Source organism: Leclercia sp. 29361 (genome assembly GCF_011290365.1).
GTDB classification, from domain to species: domain Bacteria; phylum Pseudomonadota; class Gammaproteobacteria; order Enterobacterales; family Enterobacteriaceae; genus Enterobacter; species Enterobacter tamurae.
On record NZ_CP049786.1, the window covers coordinates 1,285,490 to 1,303,784 of the forward strand.

The 18,295-nt window shown below is 58.0% G+C and carries 18 protein-coding genes; 9 read left to right on the top strand and 9 right to left on the bottom strand.

What is annotated here, in order from left to right; translation table 11 throughout:
• The first annotated feature begins 219 nt into the window (after positions 1-219).
• Together cstA and G7090_RS06020 are read left to right on the top strand one after the other, a co-directional pair.
• Positions 220-2,325: a pyruvate/proton symporter CstA gene (gene cstA, locus G7090_RS06015; protein WP_106992293.1), complete on the top strand. Its 2,106-nt coding sequence runs from the start codon at positions 220-222 to the stop codon at positions 2,323-2,325.
• A gap of 59 nt (positions 2,326-2,384) precedes the next feature.
• Entirely contained in the window at positions 2,385-2,582 is a 198-nt protein-coding gene (locus tag G7090_RS06020; protein WP_106992801.1) for a YbdD/YjiX family protein, read from the top strand.
• On the opposite strand, the gene G7090_RS06025 is transcribed toward G7090_RS06020, so the two are convergent.
• The 4 genes from G7090_RS06025 to G7090_RS06040 all read right to left on the bottom strand — a co-directional run bounded on the left by G7090_RS06025 (position 2,579) and on the right by G7090_RS06040 (position 5,353).
• Positions 2,579-2,983 carry a helix-turn-helix domain-containing protein gene (locus G7090_RS06025; protein WP_106992294.1) on the bottom strand — a complete coding sequence of 135 codons (405 nt, stop codon included), beginning with the start codon at positions 2,981-2,983 and terminating at the stop codon, positions 2,579-2,581. The two genes, G7090_RS06020 and G7090_RS06025, sit on opposite strands and share 4 nt — an antisense overlap.
• Positions 2,958-3,260, bottom strand: a complete 303-nt coding sequence (locus tag G7090_RS06030; RefSeq protein WP_166181831.1) for a type II toxin-antitoxin system RelE/ParE family toxin — start codon at positions 3,258-3,260, stop codon at positions 2,958-2,960. Before G7090_RS06030 ends, G7090_RS06025 begins: the two co-directional genes overlap by 26 nt.
• A 190-nt stretch (positions 3,261-3,450) precedes the next feature.
• Entirely contained in the window at positions 3,451-4,194 is a 744-nt protein-coding gene (locus G7090_RS06035) for an SDR family NAD(P)-dependent oxidoreductase (RefSeq protein ID WP_166181832.1), read from the bottom strand.
• Positions 4,195-4,255: 61 nt separating this feature from the next.
• Complete coding sequence (locus G7090_RS06040; protein WP_166181833.1) at positions 4,256-5,353, bottom strand: oxidoreductase; 1,098 nt, start codon at positions 5,351-5,353, stop codon at positions 4,256-4,258.
• A 161-nt stretch (positions 5,354-5,514) separates the two neighbouring features.
• On the opposite strand from G7090_RS06040, the gene G7090_RS06045 reads away from it, so the two are divergent.
• The 4 genes from G7090_RS06045 to G7090_RS06060 all read left to right on the top strand — a co-directional run bounded on the left by G7090_RS06045 (position 5,515) and on the right by G7090_RS06060 (position 10,419).
• Positions 5,515-7,017 carry a sugar ABC transporter ATP-binding protein gene (locus G7090_RS06045; RefSeq protein WP_166181834.1) on the top strand — a complete coding sequence of 501 codons (1,503 nt, stop codon included), beginning with the start codon at positions 5,515-5,517 and terminating at the stop codon, positions 7,015-7,017.
• Positions 7,014-8,009, top strand: coding sequence for an ABC transporter permease (locus G7090_RS06050; RefSeq protein WP_032616998.1), 996 nt, complete (start codon positions 7,014-7,016; stop codon positions 8,007-8,009). Before G7090_RS06045 ends, G7090_RS06050 begins: the two co-directional genes overlap by 4 nt.
• A 19-nt stretch (positions 8,010-8,028) precedes the next feature.
• Positions 8,029-9,093: a sugar ABC transporter substrate-binding protein gene (locus G7090_RS06055; protein ID WP_166181835.1), complete on the top strand. Its 1,065-nt coding sequence runs from the start codon at positions 8,029-8,031 to the stop codon at positions 9,091-9,093.
• An 81-nt stretch (positions 9,094-9,174) separates the two neighbouring features.
• Positions 9,175-10,419: an LVIVD repeat-containing protein gene (locus G7090_RS06060; RefSeq protein ID WP_166181836.1), complete on the top strand. Its 1,245-nt coding sequence runs from the start codon at positions 9,175-9,177 to the stop codon at positions 10,417-10,419.
• 58 nt (positions 10,420-10,477) lie between these two features.
• On the opposite strand, the gene mtnK is transcribed toward G7090_RS06060, so the two are convergent.
• Complete coding sequence (gene mtnK, locus G7090_RS06065; protein WP_106992301.1) at positions 10,478-11,677, bottom strand: S-methyl-5-thioribose kinase; 1,200 nt, start codon at positions 11,675-11,677, stop codon at positions 10,478-10,480.
• A gap of 105 nt (positions 11,678-11,782) precedes the next feature.
• Here mtnK and mtnA point away from each other — a divergent pair, with 105 nt between their 5' ends.
• Positions 11,783-12,811, top strand: a complete 1,029-nt coding sequence (mtnA, locus tag G7090_RS06070; RefSeq protein WP_166181837.1) for an S-methyl-5-thioribose-1-phosphate isomerase — start codon at positions 11,783-11,785, stop codon at positions 12,809-12,811.
• 103 nt (positions 12,812-12,914) lie between these two features.
• Here mtnA and G7090_RS06075 read toward each other — a convergent pair whose 3' ends face one another.
• Genes G7090_RS06075 through G7090_RS06085 form a run of 3 tightly spaced genes read right to left on the bottom strand, consistent with a single transcriptional unit; the run spans position 12,915 to position 14,754 of the window.
• Positions 12,915-13,457, bottom strand: coding sequence for an acireductone dioxygenase (locus tag G7090_RS06075; protein WP_166181838.1), 543 nt, complete (start codon positions 13,455-13,457; stop codon positions 12,915-12,917).
• Positions 13,454-14,143, bottom strand: a complete 690-nt coding sequence (gene mtnC, locus G7090_RS06080; protein WP_166181839.1) for an acireductone synthase — start codon at positions 14,141-14,143, stop codon at positions 13,454-13,456. Before mtnC ends, G7090_RS06075 begins: the two co-directional genes overlap by 4 nt.
• Positions 14,140-14,754 (bottom strand): methylthioribulose 1-phosphate dehydratase, encoded by a 615-nt coding sequence (locus G7090_RS06085; RefSeq protein ID WP_166181840.1) that lies wholly within the window; start codon positions 14,752-14,754, stop codon positions 14,140-14,142. The genes mtnC and G7090_RS06085 overlap by 4 nt, the downstream gene beginning before the upstream one ends.
• 120 nt (positions 14,755-14,874) lie before the next feature.
• Here G7090_RS06085 and G7090_RS06090 point away from each other — a divergent pair, with 120 nt between their 5' ends.
• Positions 14,875-16,035: a pyridoxal phosphate-dependent aminotransferase gene (locus G7090_RS06090; RefSeq protein ID WP_166181841.1), complete on the top strand. Its 1,161-nt coding sequence runs from the start codon at positions 14,875-14,877 to the stop codon at positions 16,033-16,035.
• 95 nt (positions 16,036-16,130) lie between these two features.
• Here G7090_RS06090 and G7090_RS06095 read toward each other — a convergent pair whose 3' ends face one another.
• Positions 16,131-17,045 carry a LysR family transcriptional regulator gene (locus G7090_RS06095; RefSeq protein WP_166181842.1) on the bottom strand — a complete coding sequence of 305 codons (915 nt, stop codon included), beginning with the start codon at positions 17,043-17,045 and terminating at the stop codon, positions 16,131-16,133.
• A gap of 639 nt (positions 17,046-17,684) precedes the next feature.
• Between G7090_RS06095 and ahpC the strand changes: the two genes are divergently transcribed.
• Positions 17,685-18,248 carry an alkyl hydroperoxide reductase subunit C gene (ahpC, locus tag G7090_RS06100; protein ID WP_106992308.1) on the top strand — a complete coding sequence of 188 codons (564 nt, stop codon included), beginning with the start codon at positions 17,685-17,687 and terminating at the stop codon, positions 18,246-18,248.
• The last annotated feature ends 47 nt before the right edge of the window (positions 18,249-18,295 follow it).

Here is an 18,295-nt window from a genome sequence, read left to right on the forward strand (position 1 = left end):
AACTGATGTAAATCATCCTGTAATTTCAGATAGGGGAAAAATTGCCTGAAATGTGAACTGGATAAGCCGCGGGACGGGGTGAAAGTGATCGGCTTAACAATGTTATGTAAATGACTGGTTGGATGTCTGTTTTTACGTGTAGTTGAGTTGTTAAATCTTAAGCGAGTGTTATAGATACAAAATGTAACATCTCACTTCTGCGATGATGGAAACCATATCATGAACAACTCAGGGAAATACCTCATCTGGGCAGGGCTCTCCGTGGTGGGGGCCTTTGCGCTGGGCTATATCGCCCTCAACCGCGGTGAACAGATCAATGCGCTGTGGATAGTCGTCGCAGCGGTCTGTATCTATCTGATTGCCTACCGTTTTTACGGTAAGTTTATCGCCCGTAACGTGCTCTCTCTCGACCCGACGCGCATGACGCCGGCGGTGCGGCATAACGACGGTCTGGACTACGTCCCGACCGACAAAAAGGTGCTGTTTGGTCACCACTTTGCCGCTATCGCCGGAGCCGGGCCGCTGGTCGGGCCGGTGCTTGCCGCGCAGATGGGCTATCTCCCGGGGATGATCTGGATCCTCGCCGGGGTGGTGCTGGCCGGTGCGGTGCAGGACTTTATGGTGCTGTTCGTCTCCACCCGCCGCGACGGGCGCTCGCTCGGCGAGCTGGTGAAAGAGGAGATGGGCCCTACCGCCGGGGTGATTGCCCTGGTGGCCTGCTTTATGATCATGGTGATTATCCTCGCCGTGCTGGCGATGATCGTCGTGAAAGCCCTGACCCACAGCCCGTGGGGAACCTACACCGTCGCCTTTACTATTCCACTGGCGATCTTCATGGGGATCTACATTCGCTATCTGCGCCCGGGGCGCATTGGCGAAGTGTCGGTGATTGGCCTGTTCTTCCTGATTTTCGCCATTATTTCCGGCGGCTGGGTGGCCGAGAGCCCAACCTGGGCTCCGTACTTTGACTATACCGGCGTGCAGCTGACCTGGATGCTGGTGGGCTACGGCTTTGTGGCGGCGGTGCTGCCGGTGTGGCTGCTGCTGGCTCCGCGCGATTACCTCTCCACCTTCCTGAAAATTGGCACCATCGTCGGCCTGGCGATCGGCATTCTGATTATGCGTCCGACCCTGACCATGCCTGCGGTGACTAAGTTTATTGACGGTACCGGCCCGGTCTGGTCCGGCAACATGTTCCCGTTCCTGTTTATTACCATCGCCTGTGGCGCGGTCTCTGGCTTCCATGCCCTGATCGCCTCCGGCACCACGCCGAAGATGCTGGCCAATGAAAGCCAGGCCTGCTTTATCGGCTACGGCGGCATGCTGATGGAGTCCTTCGTCGCCATTATGGCCCTGGTTTCGGCATGCATTATCGATCCGGGAGTCTACTTTGCGATGAACAGCCCGATTGCAGTGCTGGCTCCAGCCGGTACGGCGGACGTGGTGGCCTCGGCGGCCCAGGTGGTGAGCGGCTGGGGCTTTGCTATTACCCCGGAAACCCTGACCCATATCGCCAATGAGGTGGGCGAGCAGTCGATTATCTCCCGTGCGGGCGGGGCTCCGACCCTGGCGGTGGGGATGGCCTACATTCTGCACGGCGCGCTGGGCGGCCTGATGGATGTGTCGTTCTGGTATCACTTTGCGATCCTGTTCGAAGCGCTGTTTATCCTGACGGCGGTGGATGCGGGAACCCGTGCGGCACGCTTTATGCTGCAGGATCTGCTGGGGGTCATCTCTCCTGGGCTGAAACGCACCGAATCGCTGCCGGCCAACCTGCTGGCGACGGCACTCTGCGTACTGGCGTGGGGCTACTTCCTGCATCAGGGGGTGGTCGATCCGCTGGGCGGCATCAACACCCTGTGGCCGCTGTTCGGTATTGCTAACCAGATGCTGGCCGGTATGGCGCTGATGCTCTGCGCGGTGGTACTGTTCAAGATGAAACGTCAGCGTTATGCCTGGGTGGCCCTGGTGCCAACGGCCTGGCTGCTGATCTGTACCCTGACCGCCGGCTGGCAGAAAGCCTTCAGCCCGGATGCGAAGGTCGGCTTCCTTGCTATCGCCAATAAGTTCCAGGGGATGATCGACAGCGGCAAGATCCCGGCGCAGTACACCGAGTCGCAGCTGTCACAGCTGGTGTTTAACAACCGTCTGGATGCCGGGCTGACCATCTTCTTTATGGTGGTGGTTGTGGTACTGGCGCTGTATTCTCTGAAGACCGCGCTGGCCGCCCTGAAGCAGGACAAGCCAACGGCGAAAGAGACACCGTATGAGCCGATGCCTGCCAACTATGAAGAGATTGTGACCCAGGCGAAAAGTGCCCATTAAAGACAATGCCGGGTGGCGCTTGCGCTTACCCGGCCTACATTTCCAGTGAGATGAGCGATATGTTCGACACCCTATCCAAAGCAGGTAAGTACTTAGGCCAGGCCGCAAAAATGATGATCGGCGTGCCGGACTACGACAACTACGTTGAGCATATGCGCATCAACCATCCTGACCAGACGCCAATGACCTATGAAGCGTTTTTCCGCGATCGCCAGGATGCCCGTTACGGCGCCAAAGGCGGAGCGAAGTGCTGTTAACCCTCTTTCGGCAGGTACAGGCTGATCTGCTCCTGCTTGCAGCCGTAAATAGCCGCCAGTTTTTCACGGGTGCGTTTTTGCGGACGGGAGTCGACGGCTTCCAGCTGTGACACGGCGGACTGGCTGATGCCCAGTTTGTCGGCAACTTCCTGTTGCGATAAGCCGCGCAGGATGCGCCAGGCGGCCTGCAGGCTGACCTCCTGCCAGGTCATGATGCTGCACACCTCACCGGGTAATTCAACGTCATCGTAGATATTGTGCTCGATCTCGATATCTTCCAGATCGTCATCTGTTTCGTCGTCGATTTCCGATAACTGCAAACACATACGAAAGTATTCATCGTAGGGGATTACGACAAACTGCGTTTTTCCTTCATCATCCTTTATGAACTGGACTGTCATAATTTACATGTTCCTCATGTAGATAAGTTGTTGTTGTCCTGCTCTTCACAGATAAAACGTAACAGTCATTTCGCCTTTCCCCACCGACAGTAAAAATGATTCGGTATTCACCTACCCGCAAACGATAGTGATCGTCTGGAAAGGTCATTTTTTTAATATCAGGCGGTGGGGCGGAGCGGTCGTTCAGCTCAGCTAATTTCGCCTCAATGCGTTTTTGATAACGACTATCAATTCTGGAAAGCGCTTTTTTTGCCGCATTTGACCACACAATCTTCATCCGTACCTCCACTGTACGCCCACACAAAATATAAGGAAATAATAAGACTATTAGATAAATTCCGAATGTCTTATGAGGTACTGTAGGTCGGGGTCTGGCGCGGAGAAAGCGGCAAGAAGCGGATCGTCGAGGCGGGTCGAAAATACCTCTGCCGGGCGACAGAGGCATGCATAACCTTTGCGAGCAGGCGTCAGGCGTTCAGGCCGCCATCCACGTCCAGCCCGGTGCCGGAGATCTGCCCGGCGGCGGGGCTGGCGAGGAAGGTGACCGCGGCGGCGATATCTTCCGGCTGACCGTAATGCCCGGTGGCAATAAGCTGACGCTGGGATGCGGCCTGCTCACCATCTTCCGGGTTCATATCACTGTTGGTAGGGCCGGGGTGGACCAGGTTGACGGTAATGCCGCGCGGGCCGAGGTCGCGCGCCAGGCCGCGGGTCAGGGAGTTGAGCGCCGATTTAGTCATCGAATAGACCGCGATACCCGGCTGGGCGACGCGGTTGGCCAGACAGCTGCCGATGTTGATGATCCGTCCGCCGTCGGACATATGCCCCAGCGCGGCCTGGATGGCGATCACCACGCCGCGAATATTGACGTTAATCAGGGCGTCAATATCCGCCAGGGTCATGGACTCCAGCGGGCCGCCCCGCGCAATCCCGGCGTTATTCACCAGAATATCCAGCCCACCCAGTGTGCGCGCCGCATGGGTGACGGCATCCTGAATGGCCTCTGCGCTGGCGCTGTCAGCCTGAATCGCCTCGCTGAGACGCCCCAGCGACGTAATTTCATCTGCGACGGCCTGGGCTTTATCGGCGGATTTCTCGTAGGTGATAACCACATCGGCACCCGCCTTCGCCAGCGAGAGCGCAATGGCGCGGCCTAAACCCCGACTGGCACCGGTAACCAGCGCCTTCTTACCTGTTAAATCGATCTGCATGATGACCTCAACTCAAGAGTGATGAGAACCCTCATTAGGTATAGAAGGCGCGTGTCCGGCGTCAATGCGCCGGGTGGCTGAGGTTTTCCACTTTCTCAAACGCGGCGCGCAGGATCGCTGGCGTCAGGGCGATCGGCAGGGCGTGGATCGACTCCACCGGGCGCAGGGTATGGGCGATCACCCGATCCAGCTCGTCGCGGTTGTGGATGTCCACCTCCAGCGCGCGCAGGGTGGTCGGCAGATTAAAGCGCTGGTACGCCGCAATCAGCTCGCGCAGCACCTCGTCCTGGCCGAGCAGGGCGCTCTGCACCAGAATGCCGTACGCCACTTTGGTGCCGTGGAGGAACTGCGCGGTCTGCGGCAGCACCGTCAGGCCGTTATGCACCGCATGCGCTGCCGCCACGCGGGTGTAGCGTTCTCCCAGCCCGCCCACCATGCCGCCGCCAGCGATAATGGCGTCCACCACGTCATGAAACTCTCGGGTGACCTCGCGGCGGGTCTGGTCCGCCAGCGCCTGCTCGCTCTGTTCCAGCAGCACGTCGCGGATCGCCAGCGCGCCGTTAATGCCGAGCCTGACCGTCAGCGGCAGCTGCTCGGGCTGCGGGGCCAGCACCACCGCTTCATACCATTTCGCCAGGGTATCGCCGATCCCCGCCAGCAGGTACTCCGCAGGGGCATTGAGGATAATCTCCGGCTCGACCAGCACCAGGTAGTTAGCATCGTCAAAAATCTCGAAGTGCAGCGCCTGACCGGCATCGTTGTACCACACCGACAGCGGGGTCCAGGCGGCGCAGGTGGCGGCGATGGTGGGAATGGCAACTACCGGCAGGCCCAGACGGCGGGCCACCGCTTTGACGGTATCCAGCAGCGCGCCGCCGCCGACGCCAATCACCACGCTGCGGTTATCGCCCGCCTCCTGCACCAGTTGATTCACATCGTGCTCGCTGCAGTGGCCTTTAAACAGCAGATGTCTGGCTCCCTCGGTATGGAAGCTCTCCGGCAGGAAGGGTTTCGCCCCGGCAAGGGCGCGATCACCGTAGATCCATACCGCCCGGGAGAGCTGTTCCGGGGTGAAAAAGGCGTCCAGGCGGGCGAGGGCTCCGCGGTGGGAGTAGTAGTTGGCCGGGCCAGGTACGACGCGGATATCGGTGTTGCTCATGATGGTGTCCTTTTTATGAAGCGCTAACCCGATGTTATGGCTAGACATCCAGATGGCTAATACTATTTTGCTTTATCTTATGCTTTTTCCTTCGTTGCCAGCCAGTCCCGGCTGTGAAAAATTCCATAAATCAAAAGATTAATGATAAGGGATCGCAGCGAATGTCAACCAGTCGCCTCGAGATGCGTGGCATCAGCCTGGCTTTTTCTGGCTTTCAGGCGTTGTCGCGCGTCGATTTCACCCTGACGGGCGGATCGGTACACGCGCTCACGGGCGCGAACGGCGCCGGGAAATCCACCCTGATGGCGGTCCTGTGCGGTACGCACGCGCGCTATGAAGGCGAAATCAGCATCAATAACCAGCTCGTCACCCTTCGCGAGCCGGTGGATGCCAAACAGCTGGGCATCCATCTGGTGCAGCAGGAGGTGGACGTGGCGCTGATCCCCGGCCTGAGCATTGCAGAAAACATCATGCTCGATCATCTGGCGCAGCCGGGACACCGCTTCCACTGGGGAAAACTGCGCGAGCAGGCCCGACAGGCGCTGGCGCAGCTGGACGTCACCCTTGACGTGCGGCGTTCCATCGACGGCTGCACCCTGGCGGAAAAGCAGCAAATTTTGCTGGCCCGGGCGCTGTCCCATCACTGCCGCTTTTTAATTCTGGATGAACCCACCGCCCCGCTGGACGCCCACGAGAGCGAGCGGCTGTTCGCCGTGGTGCGACGCCTGCAGCAGCAGGGGATCGGGGTGGTGTTTATCTCCCACCGCATCCATGAGCTGAAGGCGATCTGTGACACCTTAACGGTGCTGCGGGACGGGAAGCTGATTGAGTCCGGCCCGATGGCGGATCTCAGCGGGGAAGCGATCGTCGAGAAGATGCTGGGCCACGAGCTGAGCGATATCTACCCGCCTGCGCGACCGCCACACAGCACCGAAACGCTGCTGCGGGTGGAGGGATTACATGACGAAGGGCTGCTGAAGGATATCTCCCTGCACCTGCGCAAGGGTGAAATTCTCGGCATTGCCGGGCTGGCGGGTGCCGGGAAAACCGAACTTTGCAAAGCGCTGTTTGGCGCCAGCAAAAGCCGCGTGGCGCGCGGTGAACTGAATCAAAAAGCGTGGAAACCGCGCGATCCGGCGGACTCCGTTCTGCGCGGGCTGGCGCTGGTGCCCGAAGAGCGGCGCAAAGAGGGCATTTTTATCGATGAGCCGGTGAGCATGAACCTGGCGGTGTCAGCGGACAACAGCTTTTCGCGCTGGAGCCTGTTCGGCCATCGTCAGGCGTGGCGCTGGGCGGAAGAGGTGATCGCCCGGGTGGGCGTGCGCACCCGCGGGCCAGGGCAGGTGCTGCGCCGTCTGTCGGGCGGCAACCAGCAGAAGGTGGCGATCGGCAAATGGCTGCGCGGCAACGCCCAGGTGCTGATCTTCGACGAGCCCACCAAAGGGGTCGACGTGAAGGCCAAAACCGATCTGTTTCAGCTGATTGACGGCCTGGCGCGGGAAGGCAAAGGGGTGATTTATGCCTCAGGGGAATTTGCCGAGCTGGTGGGCCTGTGCGACCGCATCTGCGTGCTGTGGGACGGGCGCATCGTGGCCGAACTCGAAGGGGCAACCGCCCGCGAAGAGACATTACTTTATTATTCAACCGGAGGAACGGCGTCGTGAGCAAGGCCCTTTCAGTGACGGCGGCGGCGTCTGGCCGTCAGCAAATTTTCGATTTTCTCTACAAATGGGGCATGTTGCTGACGGTGGTCGCGCTGGTGGCCATTTTCGGCGTGGCGTCAGAGAACTTCCTCGATCCGAACAACATCATCAACATTCTGCGCTCCATCGCCATCGTGACGGTGATTGCCATCGGCGTCTCCATCTCGCTGACCATTGGCGGGTTTGACCTGTCGGTGGGCTCCACCGCCTCGCTGGCTAATGCGCTGGTGATCTCGCTGTTTGTCTGGCACGGCTTTGGCACCACCGAATCCATTCTGATCACCCTCGCGCTCTGTACCCTGGTGGGGCTGTTTAACGCCTTTTTGATCGTCATCCTGCGTATTCCCGACATGCTCGCGACGCTGGCCAGCCTGTTTGTGATCCAGGGCGTGGCGATGACTTACAGCTACGGCGGGTCGATTACCGAAAACATGGTGCTGCCGAGCGGCGACATGGCGGAAGGGACCATCCCTGCGGCGTTTGGCGCGCTGGGGCAGGTGCCGACTATTGTGATTATCATGCTGGCGGTGACCCTGCTGGCGCAGCTGGGGCTGTCGTTGACCACTCACGGACGCCGCATGTATGCCATTGGCGGTAACCCGGAAGCGGCGCGGCTGTCCGGCATTCGCACCACCCGCTACAAGGTGGCGGCCTACGTGATTGCTTCTCTGCTGGCGGGCCTTGGCGGCATTCTGCTGGCCTCGCGCATTGGCTCCTCGCAGGTGAATGCGGGCGGCGGCTATCTGATGGATGCGGTGGCGGCGGCGTGGATCGGGTTTTCGCTCGCCGGTTCCGGCAAACCAAACGCGCTGGGCACCCTGGTGGGGGCGGTGATCCTCGGGGTGCTCTCCAACGGGCTGGTGATGCTCTCGGTGCCGTATTACGCCATGGACATTATAAAAGGGCTGGTGCTGGCGATTGCGCTGGCCATCACCTACGTACAAAAACGTTAACAACACGACGGGAATAAAAATGAAAAAAATTGCACTCTCTTTGCTGACCCTGGGATTACTGAGTTCACTGCCGGGCTATGCGGCGACCCCTGCGCCGGTTCCGGCAGCCATCGCCAACCACGACGGGCAGATCCGCATCGCAGTGATCCGTAACCTCGGCTCTGACGACAACACCACCCAGTTTGTGGCCGGGGCGATCCAGGAAGGGAAAAAGCTCGGCTTTAAGGTCAGCACCTTTTTAAGCAACGGCGACGACGCTAAATTCCAGGATTTCGTTAACCAGGCGATCACCCAGAAATATGACGGCATTATCCTCTCCCAGGGGCGCGATCCGTACTCCACCGCGCTGGTGAAAAAGGCGGTTGATGCCGGGATCAAGGTGGCGGTATTCGATACCGCGGTGAACGGGGAGATCCCGGGCGTGACCGTGACCCAGCAGGATGATGCCTCCCTGACCAACCTCTCCTTCGGCCAGCTGGTGAAAGATTTCAACGGCCAGGCCAACATCATCAAACTGTGGGTGGCTGGCTTCCCGCCGATGGAGCGTCGTCAAACCGCCTATCAGGAACTGCTGAAGCAGAACCCGGGCATCAAAGAGCTGGAGTCCATCGGCGCAGTGTCGTCCGACGTGCAGGGTGACACCGCCAACAAAGTGGGCGCGGTGCTGGCGAAATACCCGAAAGGCAAGATCGACGCCATCTGGGGCACCTGGGATGCCTTCAGCCAGGGCGCGTATAAAGCGTTGAAAGAGAACGGTCGTACCGAGATTAAACTCTACAGCATCGACATCTCCAATCAGGATCTGCAGCTGATGCGCGAGGCGGGCAGCCCGTGGGTGGTGAGCGTGGCGGTAGATCCGAAGCTGATTGGTGCCACCAACGTGCGTCTGATCGCTAACAAGATTGCCGGGGAAACGACCCCTGCGACCTATGACTTTAAAGCGGCGGCTATTCCGCAGGCGCTGCTGTCGGCCCAGCCGGGCGCGGTGAACGTGGCGTCGCTGGGAAAAATTATCCCGGGCTGGGGCCAGACCGAAGACTTTATCGCCCCGTGGTTCGCTACTTTAGAAGCGAAGGCAAAATAATGCCCGGTGGCGCTGCGCTTACCGGGCCTACGGTGTTGTAGGCCGGGTAAGGCGCAGCCGCCACCCGGCAAAAGGCTCGATATGACTTCTCAACTACCCACCCCCGAATACAGCCGTAATATGCGGCTCATTGGCCACAGCGATCAGGGCGGTCGCCCGGACGGCGTGCAGCTGATGGTGCATCGCGGCTTTGCTTACATCGGCCACATGGTGTCGCAGGGCTTTTCGATCGTCGACGTGCGCGATCCGAAGAACCCGAAGGCCGCAGGCTATGTGCCTGCGCCGCCCGGTACCTGGAACGTGCATCTCCAGGCGCATGACGATCTGCTGCTGGTGATCAACGCCCGGGATCTGTTTGCCGATGCCCGCTTTGCTGACGAAAAGGTCTACTACACCCGCCAGGTGGGGGAGACGGTCAGCGACGTGCAGGACAGAGGCTGGAGCGCCGGGCTGCGCGTGTTTGATATTTCCACCCCCGATAAGCCGCGGGAGATCGGTTTTCTCTCGCTGAGTGGTATCGGCATACATCGCATCTGGTATGTGGGCGGGCGCTGGGCCTATGTCTCGGCGCTGATCGACGGCTTTACCGATTACATCTTTCTGACCATCGATCTGGCGGATCCGCGCAAGCCGGAAGTCGCCGGGCGCTGGTGGCTGCCGGGGATGAACCAGGCGGCAGGCGAAAAACCGGCGTGGCCGGAGGGCAAACGCTATGCCCTGCATCACGCGATTATCGCCGGGGATACCGCCTACGGCAGCTGGCGCGACGGCGGCCTGACGCTGCTGGATGTGAAGGATCGTAGCCAGCCGAAGTTGATCAGCCACCGCAACTGGAGCCCGCCGTTTGGCGGCGGCACCCATACCGCGCTGCCGCTGCCGGATCGCGACCTTTTGGTGGTGCTGGACGAAGCGGTGCTCGACAATCAGGAGGATGGCGAGAAGCTGATCTGGCTGTTTGATATTCGCGAGCCGTCGAACCCGGTCAGTATCGCCACCTTCCCGCAACCAAAAGAGCGGGATTACGTGGCAAAAGGGGCGCACTTCGGGCCGCACAACCTGCACGAAAACCGTCCCGGGAGCTTTGTCAGCTCAACGTTGATTTTTGCTACCTACCAGAATGCGGGCGTACGCGCGTACGACATTTCGGACCCGTATCGTCCGGTGGAGACCGGGGCACTGGTGCCTGCCACACCGGAAAAGATGATGGACACCCGGCCAGGGCGTCCGCAGGTGATCCAGTCCTGCGATGTGTTTGTCGATGCAGAAGGGATTATCTACAGCACGGATTACAACGGCGGGTTGTCGGTGATTGAGTATCTGGGATGAGTGAGGTTTTCTACCTCTCCCTGTGGGAGAGGGTTGGGGTGAGGGCAACAGGCCGCACTCAACTATACTGACGCACCCGCGCCACCAGCTCATCCACGCTGTCGATTCGGTCGGCAATCACAATCAACGCTCTACCGAGAGTGATGGCGTGGCGCAGGCACTCGTGGCGCATCTCGTCATCGCGAATGGTGTCGATATCCGCTACGTGGGATAAACCCACGCTGCGGCGGATCAGTTCGGTGCCGCAGAAGCCAATCGCGTCATGCCATACCTTTTTCAGAAACTCGCTGGCATAGCCCGGCACGCACAGTGCCGCATCGCGGGATTTCTCCGTAGCCAGGGCCTGGAAACGTTCCGCGAAGGTGGTCCACAGCTGCTGAATATCGATCAGACGCTGTTCACGTGCGGCTGCCGCATCGCGAATGCCAAGGTGGCCCGGCAGACCGCAGAAGTTCAGCAGCAGGTTGCCGATGGCCGTACCCACATCAAACCCGATCGGGCCGAAATAACCGAACTCCGCGTCAATGGCTTTCAGGCTGCCGTCGGCGACAAAAATTGAGCCGCTATGGATGTCGCCGTGCAGCAATGCTTCGGCCTGGGAAAAGAAGCGGTGCTTCAGGGAAGCGACGGCAATCTTCAGCTGATGGTCGTTGCGCAGAGCGGCGACGTCGTTTTCCAGCGCCGCCGGGTAGTTATTGCGCTCGTGGATCTGGTACGGATCGTTGAAGAACAGATCCTCAGTGATCTCACACATCTCCGGGTTGATGAACTGGGCAACCTGCGCTTTTTTGGCATGCGGATGGAGGTAAAAATCGCTGGTGTGGAACAGGGTATGAGCCAGGTATTCCCCCAGCTGGCGTGCCGCCTGGGGATAAAACACATTGTTGATCAGCTCGCCGCGCCAGATCTTATGGCTGGAGAGATCTTCCATCACCATCACCGCCAGGTCCGGGTCGAAGTGGTGGATTTTCACCGTATGCTGCGGGCTGTGCTGATAGTGTTCCACCAGGGTTTGCGCTTCGAGACGGGCGCGATCCAGCGTCAGCGGCCAGGATTCACCCACGCAGCGCACGTAGGGCAGGGCCTGCTTGACCACGATGCGGCTCACGCCTGCGCGGTCGAAAATTTTAAACACCAGATTGAGGTTGCCGTCGCCCACCTCCTGCGCCTCCACCAGCGACGAAGGGTCTTCGAGGCCGCCAAACTGTTGGGCGTAAGCCACGGCGTCCTGAGCGGTAAAGGTACGGTATTGCGACATTGCCAGTTCCTCATCTGTTCCGGTAATAAAGACATTTAGACGTCTATACATCTGAATTTTATCCTGACACAATGTGCTACAACAACGCAACAGAGAATTAACGACATGCAGAGATTACAGACGACCAGCCTGCGAGTGGCGGACAATCAGTTATTTATTCTCGATCAACAGGCACTTCCGCAGGAGAAACGCTGGCTGGATGCCTCGACGGTAGAGGCGCTGGTGGGGCACATTCACGCCCTGCGCGTGCGCGGTGCGCCGCTGATTGGTCTCTCTGCCAGCCTGCTGCTGGCGCTGCTGGCGGAGAACGGCCTCAGCCGGGACCAACTGGCAACCGCACTGGAAACGTTGCGCGCCTCGCGTCCGACGGCGGTGAATCTGATGAACAATCTCGACCGCATGAAGCAGGCGTTGTGGCAGGAGGATTTTATCCCGGCGCTGGTGGCGGAGGCGCTGCGTCTGATTGATGAAGACAAGCGGCTCTGCGATGCCATTGCGCAGGCGGGAAGTCAGCTTGTGAAGCCAGGCAGTCGCCTGCTGACCCACTGCAACACCGGCGGGCTGGCGACGGCGGGCGTCGGCACCGCGCTGGGGGTGATAGCCCTCGCGCATCAGCAGGGCAACGTCAGTAACGTCTGGGTGGATGAAACCCGTCCGCTGTTACAGGGTGGCAGATTAACCGCCTGGGAGCTGGGCGAGCTGGGCGTGCCGTATCAGCTGATTACCGATTCGATGGCCGCCAGCCTGATGGCTAAAGGCCAGGTGGACGCGGTGTGGGTCGGGGCGGATCGCATTGCCGCCAACGGCGACGTGGCGAACAAAATCGGCACCTATTCCCTGGCGGTGCTGGCGAAATTCCACGGCATTCCATTTTACGTGGCGGCCCCGCAAACCACCCTCGATCCAGCGTGTCCGAACGGGGAGGCGATCCCGATTGAGCAGCGCGATGCCCGGGAGGTGACCGGCGTGGCGGGGAGCTTCGGCGCGGTGCAGTGGGCGCCGGAAAACGCCCAGGTCTATAACCCGGCGTTCGACGTCACGCCCGCGGCGCTGATTAGCGGCTGGGTGCTGGATAGTGGGGTGGTGTTGCCGGAGGATGTACAACGTGGAATTTTTGGGGGGAGTGCGGTCTGAGCCCCTCACCCCGGCCCTCTCCCCATAGGGGCGAGGGAGAAAAGATGGCTCCGTGCAATTCCCTCTCCCCTATGGGGAGAGGGTTAGGGTGAGGGGAAAAGCCTCAAGGCAATCCTGGATAGCTATCCGCAATGGCATCACCCGTAAACTGCGCCACCCAGCCCTCGGGGTTATCGAAAATACGAATGGCGGTAAAGTTCGGCTCGGAACCCATATCAAACCAGTGCGGCGTGCCGGCGGGGACTGAAATCAGGTCGTTTTTCTCGCACAGCACTTGATAGACCTGGTCATCAATGTGCAGGCAGAACAGCCCGGCACCTTCGACAAAGAAACGCACTTCATCTTCGCCATGGGTGTGTTCATTGAGAAACTTGGCGCGCAGGGCCTCTTTTTGCGGGTTATCCGCCCGCAGGCTGATCACGTCCCAGCTCTGGTAGCCTTTCTCTGCCACCAGCCTGTCGATGGCATGCTGATAGGCATTAATCACGGCGTCGGGAGCCGGATCGCGGCCTAAATCCCGGTCGGCTTCCCAGCGCTCAAAGCGGACGCCACGGGCATTCAGCTGCTGCTGGATCGCCTCAGGGTCGGTGCTGTGCCACTGCGGCTCGCTGGCTTCTTTATCGGAAAAAATGGTCAATGCGCTCATGAAGGGATGTGCTCCGGATTGATGTCGTCGAACTGGTGCACCTGATGATGATGGCTGGCGCCGTCCTCATCCCCGCGAATCAGCTGCAGGGTGCGGAAACCCGCCTGTTCTGCGGCGTCCAGCTCCTGATGAATATCCGACAGGAACAGGATCTGCGAGGGAGCTGCACCAATCTGTGCCGCAATATTCTGGTAAGACTGGACGTCACGCTTGGCACCGATATGGGTATCAAAATAGCCGCTGAACAGATGAGTAATATCACCTTCGTCGCTGTAGCCAAATAACAGTTTTTGCGCTGCCACGGAGCCGGAGGAATAAACATAGAGATCAATGCCCTGCGACTTCCATTTTTCCAGGGCAGGCAGCACGTCCGGGTAGAGGTGGCCGGTGAAGTCGCCGTTGACGTAGCCATCCTGCCAGATGATCCCCTGCAGCGCTTTCAGCGCCGTCGACTTGCGATCTTCGTCCATAAAGGTGAACAGGGTGGCGATCAGGTCGCTGGTGCTGGCCTGCGGCTGAGCAATCTCTTCGCGCAGATTATCCAGAATGGTGTTGACCGGTTCGGCATACTGCTGGGCGCTGACAAAGGCCGCCAGCCGCTCGCGCGCATAGGGGAACAGGACATTATGGACAAAACGAATATCGCTGGTGGTGCCTTCAATATCCGTCACAATCGCGCGAATCATACTCTCTCCAGTTGTCGTAAACGCATCTCGCACTCGAACAGGAATTCGAGGCCTTCAAGGTGACGCCGGGCTTCAGCCACGTTGCGTCCCCAGCAGGTTAAGCCATGACCGCGCAGAAGAAAACCATAATTCAGCGGGCGCTCCTGAGCGTAGTGAGCGATTCGGGAGGCCAGCGCGTCGATGTCCTGGTCATTATCGAACACGGCAATAGGCACGGTATCGAGATGGCTGGTCTGGCCGCGGAGGGATTTCTGCATCTCAAAGCCGCTGAGGCGCAGCTCCGGCTCTTTAACCAGTCGTGACAGCACCGTGGCATTCACCGTATGGACATGCAGCACCGCGTTGGCTTCCGGGAAGAGACGATAGACCAGGGTATGCAGGCCGGTTTCTGCGGAGGGTTTGCGCCCGGAGGGGGCGCAGTTGGTGGCAATCTCAACCTGCAGGAAGTCATCGGGGGTCAGGCTGCCTTTATCTTTACCGGATTCGCTGAGCCAGCACCAGGTATCATCTTGCCGCACGGACATGTTGCCGCCGGTGGCCGGAGCCCAGCCCTTTGCGCCGATCCAGTGGCAGGCTTCGACCAGGGATGTGAGTTGCAGGTTGTCTGTCATCCTTCTTACCTCTTCGGCAGGAATATCATTATGGTTTAGACGTCTAAGCGTCTTGATTGCCAAATACTAACATCGTGTTATAGTGGCAGCAACATATGTATTACATACAGGCCCGTCGACATGCGTAATAACCCATTGATTCCAGAGAGTAAACTTCCCGGTCTCGGCACCACGATCTTTACCCAGATGAGCGCCCTGGCGCAGCAGCATAAGGCGATCAACCTGTCGCAGGGTTTTCCCGATTTCGATGGCCCGGACTATCTGCAACAACGGCTGGCTTACCATGTGGCGAACGGCGCCAACCAGTATGCGCCGATGACCGGAGCGCAGCCGCTGCGTGAGGCGATCGCCGATAAAACCGCCGAACTGTACGGCTATCAACCCGATGTGAACACGGAGATCACCGTGACCGCCGGGGCCACCGAAGCCCTGTACGCGGCCATTACCGCCCTGGTGCGTACCGGCGACGAGGTGATCTGCTTTGACCCGAGCTACGACAGCTATGCCCCGGCGATTGAATTATCTGGCGGCGTGGTCAAGCGCGTGGCGCTCCAGCCGCCGCACTTTCGTCCGGACTGGCAGGCCTTCGCGGCGCTGCTGAGCGATAAAACCCGGCTGGTGATCCTGAATACGCCCCATAATCCGTCGGCGACGGTGTGGCAACAGGCGGATTTCGCCGCCCTCTGGCAGGCCATTGCCGAGCGTGAAATTTATGTCCTGAGCGATGAAGTGTACGAGCACATCTGCTTTGCCGACGCAGGGCATGCCAGCGTGCTGGCCCATCCGCAGCTGCGCGAGCGGGCGGTGGCCGTCTCGTCGTTCGGGAAAACCTTCCACATGACCGGCTGGAAGGTGGGGTACTGTGTGGCCCCGGCGGCCATCAGCGTCGAGCTGCGCAAGGTGCATCAGTTCCTGACCTTTGCGGTCAACACCCCGGCACAGCTGGCGATTGCCGATATGCTGCGCCATCAGCCGGAACATTATCGGGAACTGCCGGACTTCTATCGCGCCCGCCGGGATCGGTTTATCGACGCCCTGAGCGCCAGTCGGCTGGAGATTTTACCCTGCGAAGGGACCTATTTCCTGCTGGCAGACTACAGCGCCATCTCCGATCTGGATGACGTCAGTTTTTGCCAGTGGTTAACCAAAGAGGTGGGGGTGGCGGCGATCCCGTTATCCGTCTTCTGCGCCGATCCGTTCCCGCACAGGTTGATTCGACTCTGCTTTGCCAAGCAGGAAGCGACATTACTGGCGGCGGCGGAACGGCTGAACTCGCTCTGAATCATTAGCCTGTTATATTAAATACACCGGAATAATAAAATAACTCCGGTGTATTTTGTTGATGTTGAAAATAATTTTGAAATATTATTTTGGCATCAATCATATTCAAACCCTTCCGTGCCAATCTGATCAATAAAATTCGAGAAAATAGTGCTGGTTAAGGCCGCCCGGTTATACATCATGTAAATATTCAAATCAGGAATGGCAAAGGGCGCTTCCACTTTTTTGAGTTTTAACGTGTCACGATACTGCTGATAGGCGACTTCAGGGATATACCCCAGCAAATTAGAAGAGCTGATCATATTAATCAGCGAGAAAAAGGAGTCACTGCGAAAACCGATTTTCCTTTCCGGGATATTCACCTCTGAGGTGGCACGAAAACCGATTATGCCGGGCTCATTGGTCAGGTAATAGGTGTATTTTTCTTCACTTAACTGCTCCAGGGTTGCCGAGTCGCCCATGCGAGGGTGTGCTTGCCGACACGCAATGATATTCGGCACATTTAAAAAGTGAGAGCAGATGATTGAACGGTTATTGACTGGCGAAAAAGAAAAAACAAGGTCGGCTTTGCGGTAGGCCAGCAGATCTTCTGCAGTCTCTTTAGACAACTGCAGGTCATGGTACTCAATTTCGTAATTATGCTCTCGCATCAGCAGCTTCATCGGCCCGAACAGACGGTCCGGGGTTAGTACCTGCGGGGCGTAGACAACGATATTCTTCTCCAGCGACGAGCCATGCATAATGTTAATCGTCTGCTCAAGCTGATTCAGATTCTGTTCCAGGTGCTTATGCAGGTTAGCACCCACGGTGGTGGGGGTAATGCCTTTACCGGAGCGGATAAACAGCGGGTCGTTCAACTGGTTGCGTAAACGCTGCAGCGACTGGCTTACGGCTGAAGGGGTAATAAACAGGGTCTCAGCGGCCTTGCTGATACTCAGGTGCTGATAGATGCATTCAAATATGACCAGCAAGTTTAAATCAAATTTTTTCAGATCGTAGAGATTAGCCATGATTCATCCTGATTAGCTGTGCTGTTACCGTAATCTTATACACGATAACTATAGAAGTTAGTTAGCCATTCTCCATCCATTTGATTGGCTAACTTAACTAATTTTAAATTCCAGCTTAATATATCATGGCTACAGATTAATAAAATAAAAGCGACGCTATTGTTTAAATAATTTTATCCACAAAAGTCGGACGGCTATGTTGAATTCATGCCGCGACTTCTGTATTAACCTGACCCATCATCCTGTCTGGTGGACTGTTATCGGGTATGCCCATCACCGGGCATAATTCATGTTTGTTATCTATTTATTAAAGCGAAGGTTCGGTAAAACCTATCACAGTCATAGGGATTATCACCCCGTTAGCCAATTGCCCTTTCGTTGGCAGGATGGTGTAATCCCTTCGCTGTTACGACCTTGCTAAAGGTAATGTAGAGCGCAACGCATCGCCAGCTTCGGTTGGCACTGATGTTACCTTCGGGTAGCTCAGGTATCAGGGCCGCCGTTCAGGCGGCCTTTTTACTTTGTGGCCTCTGCACGGGTTGTTAGGTATTGCTGATTGATTTGATACGGCAAACGCATTAGCCCGAAACGGCAAAGTTGGTTACCTTAGCTCTCAACGAAAACACGGAGGAAGTACAGATGTCTTTAATTAATACCAAAATCAAACCTTTCAAAAACCAGGCGTTCAAAAACGGCGACTTCGTAGAGATCACCGAGAAAGATACCGAAGGCCGCTGGAGCGTGTTCTTCTTCTACCCGGCTGACTTTACTTTCGTCTGCCCGACCGAACTGGGTGACGTTGCAGATCACTACGACGAACTGCAGAAGCTGGGCGTAGACGTTTACTCTGTCTCTACCGACACCCACTTCACCCACAAAGCGTGGCACAGCAGCTCTGAAACCATCGCTAAAATCAAATACGCGATGATCGGTGACCCGACTGGCGCCCTGACCCGTAACTTTGAAAACATGCGTGAAGACGAAGGTCTGGCCGACCGCGGCACCTTTATCGTTGACCCGCAGGGCATCATCCAGGCCATCGAAGTTACCGCTGAAGGTATTGGCCGTGACGCATCCGACCTGCTGCGCAAAATCAAAGCGGCTCAGTATGTTGCTTCTCACCCAGGCGAAGTGTGCCCGGCGAAATGGAAAGAAGGCGACGCGACTCTGGCTCCATCCCTGGACCTGGTTGGCAAAATCTAAGTCTGCAACGCCCGGCGGCGCTACGCTTGCCCGGGCAATCAATGGGC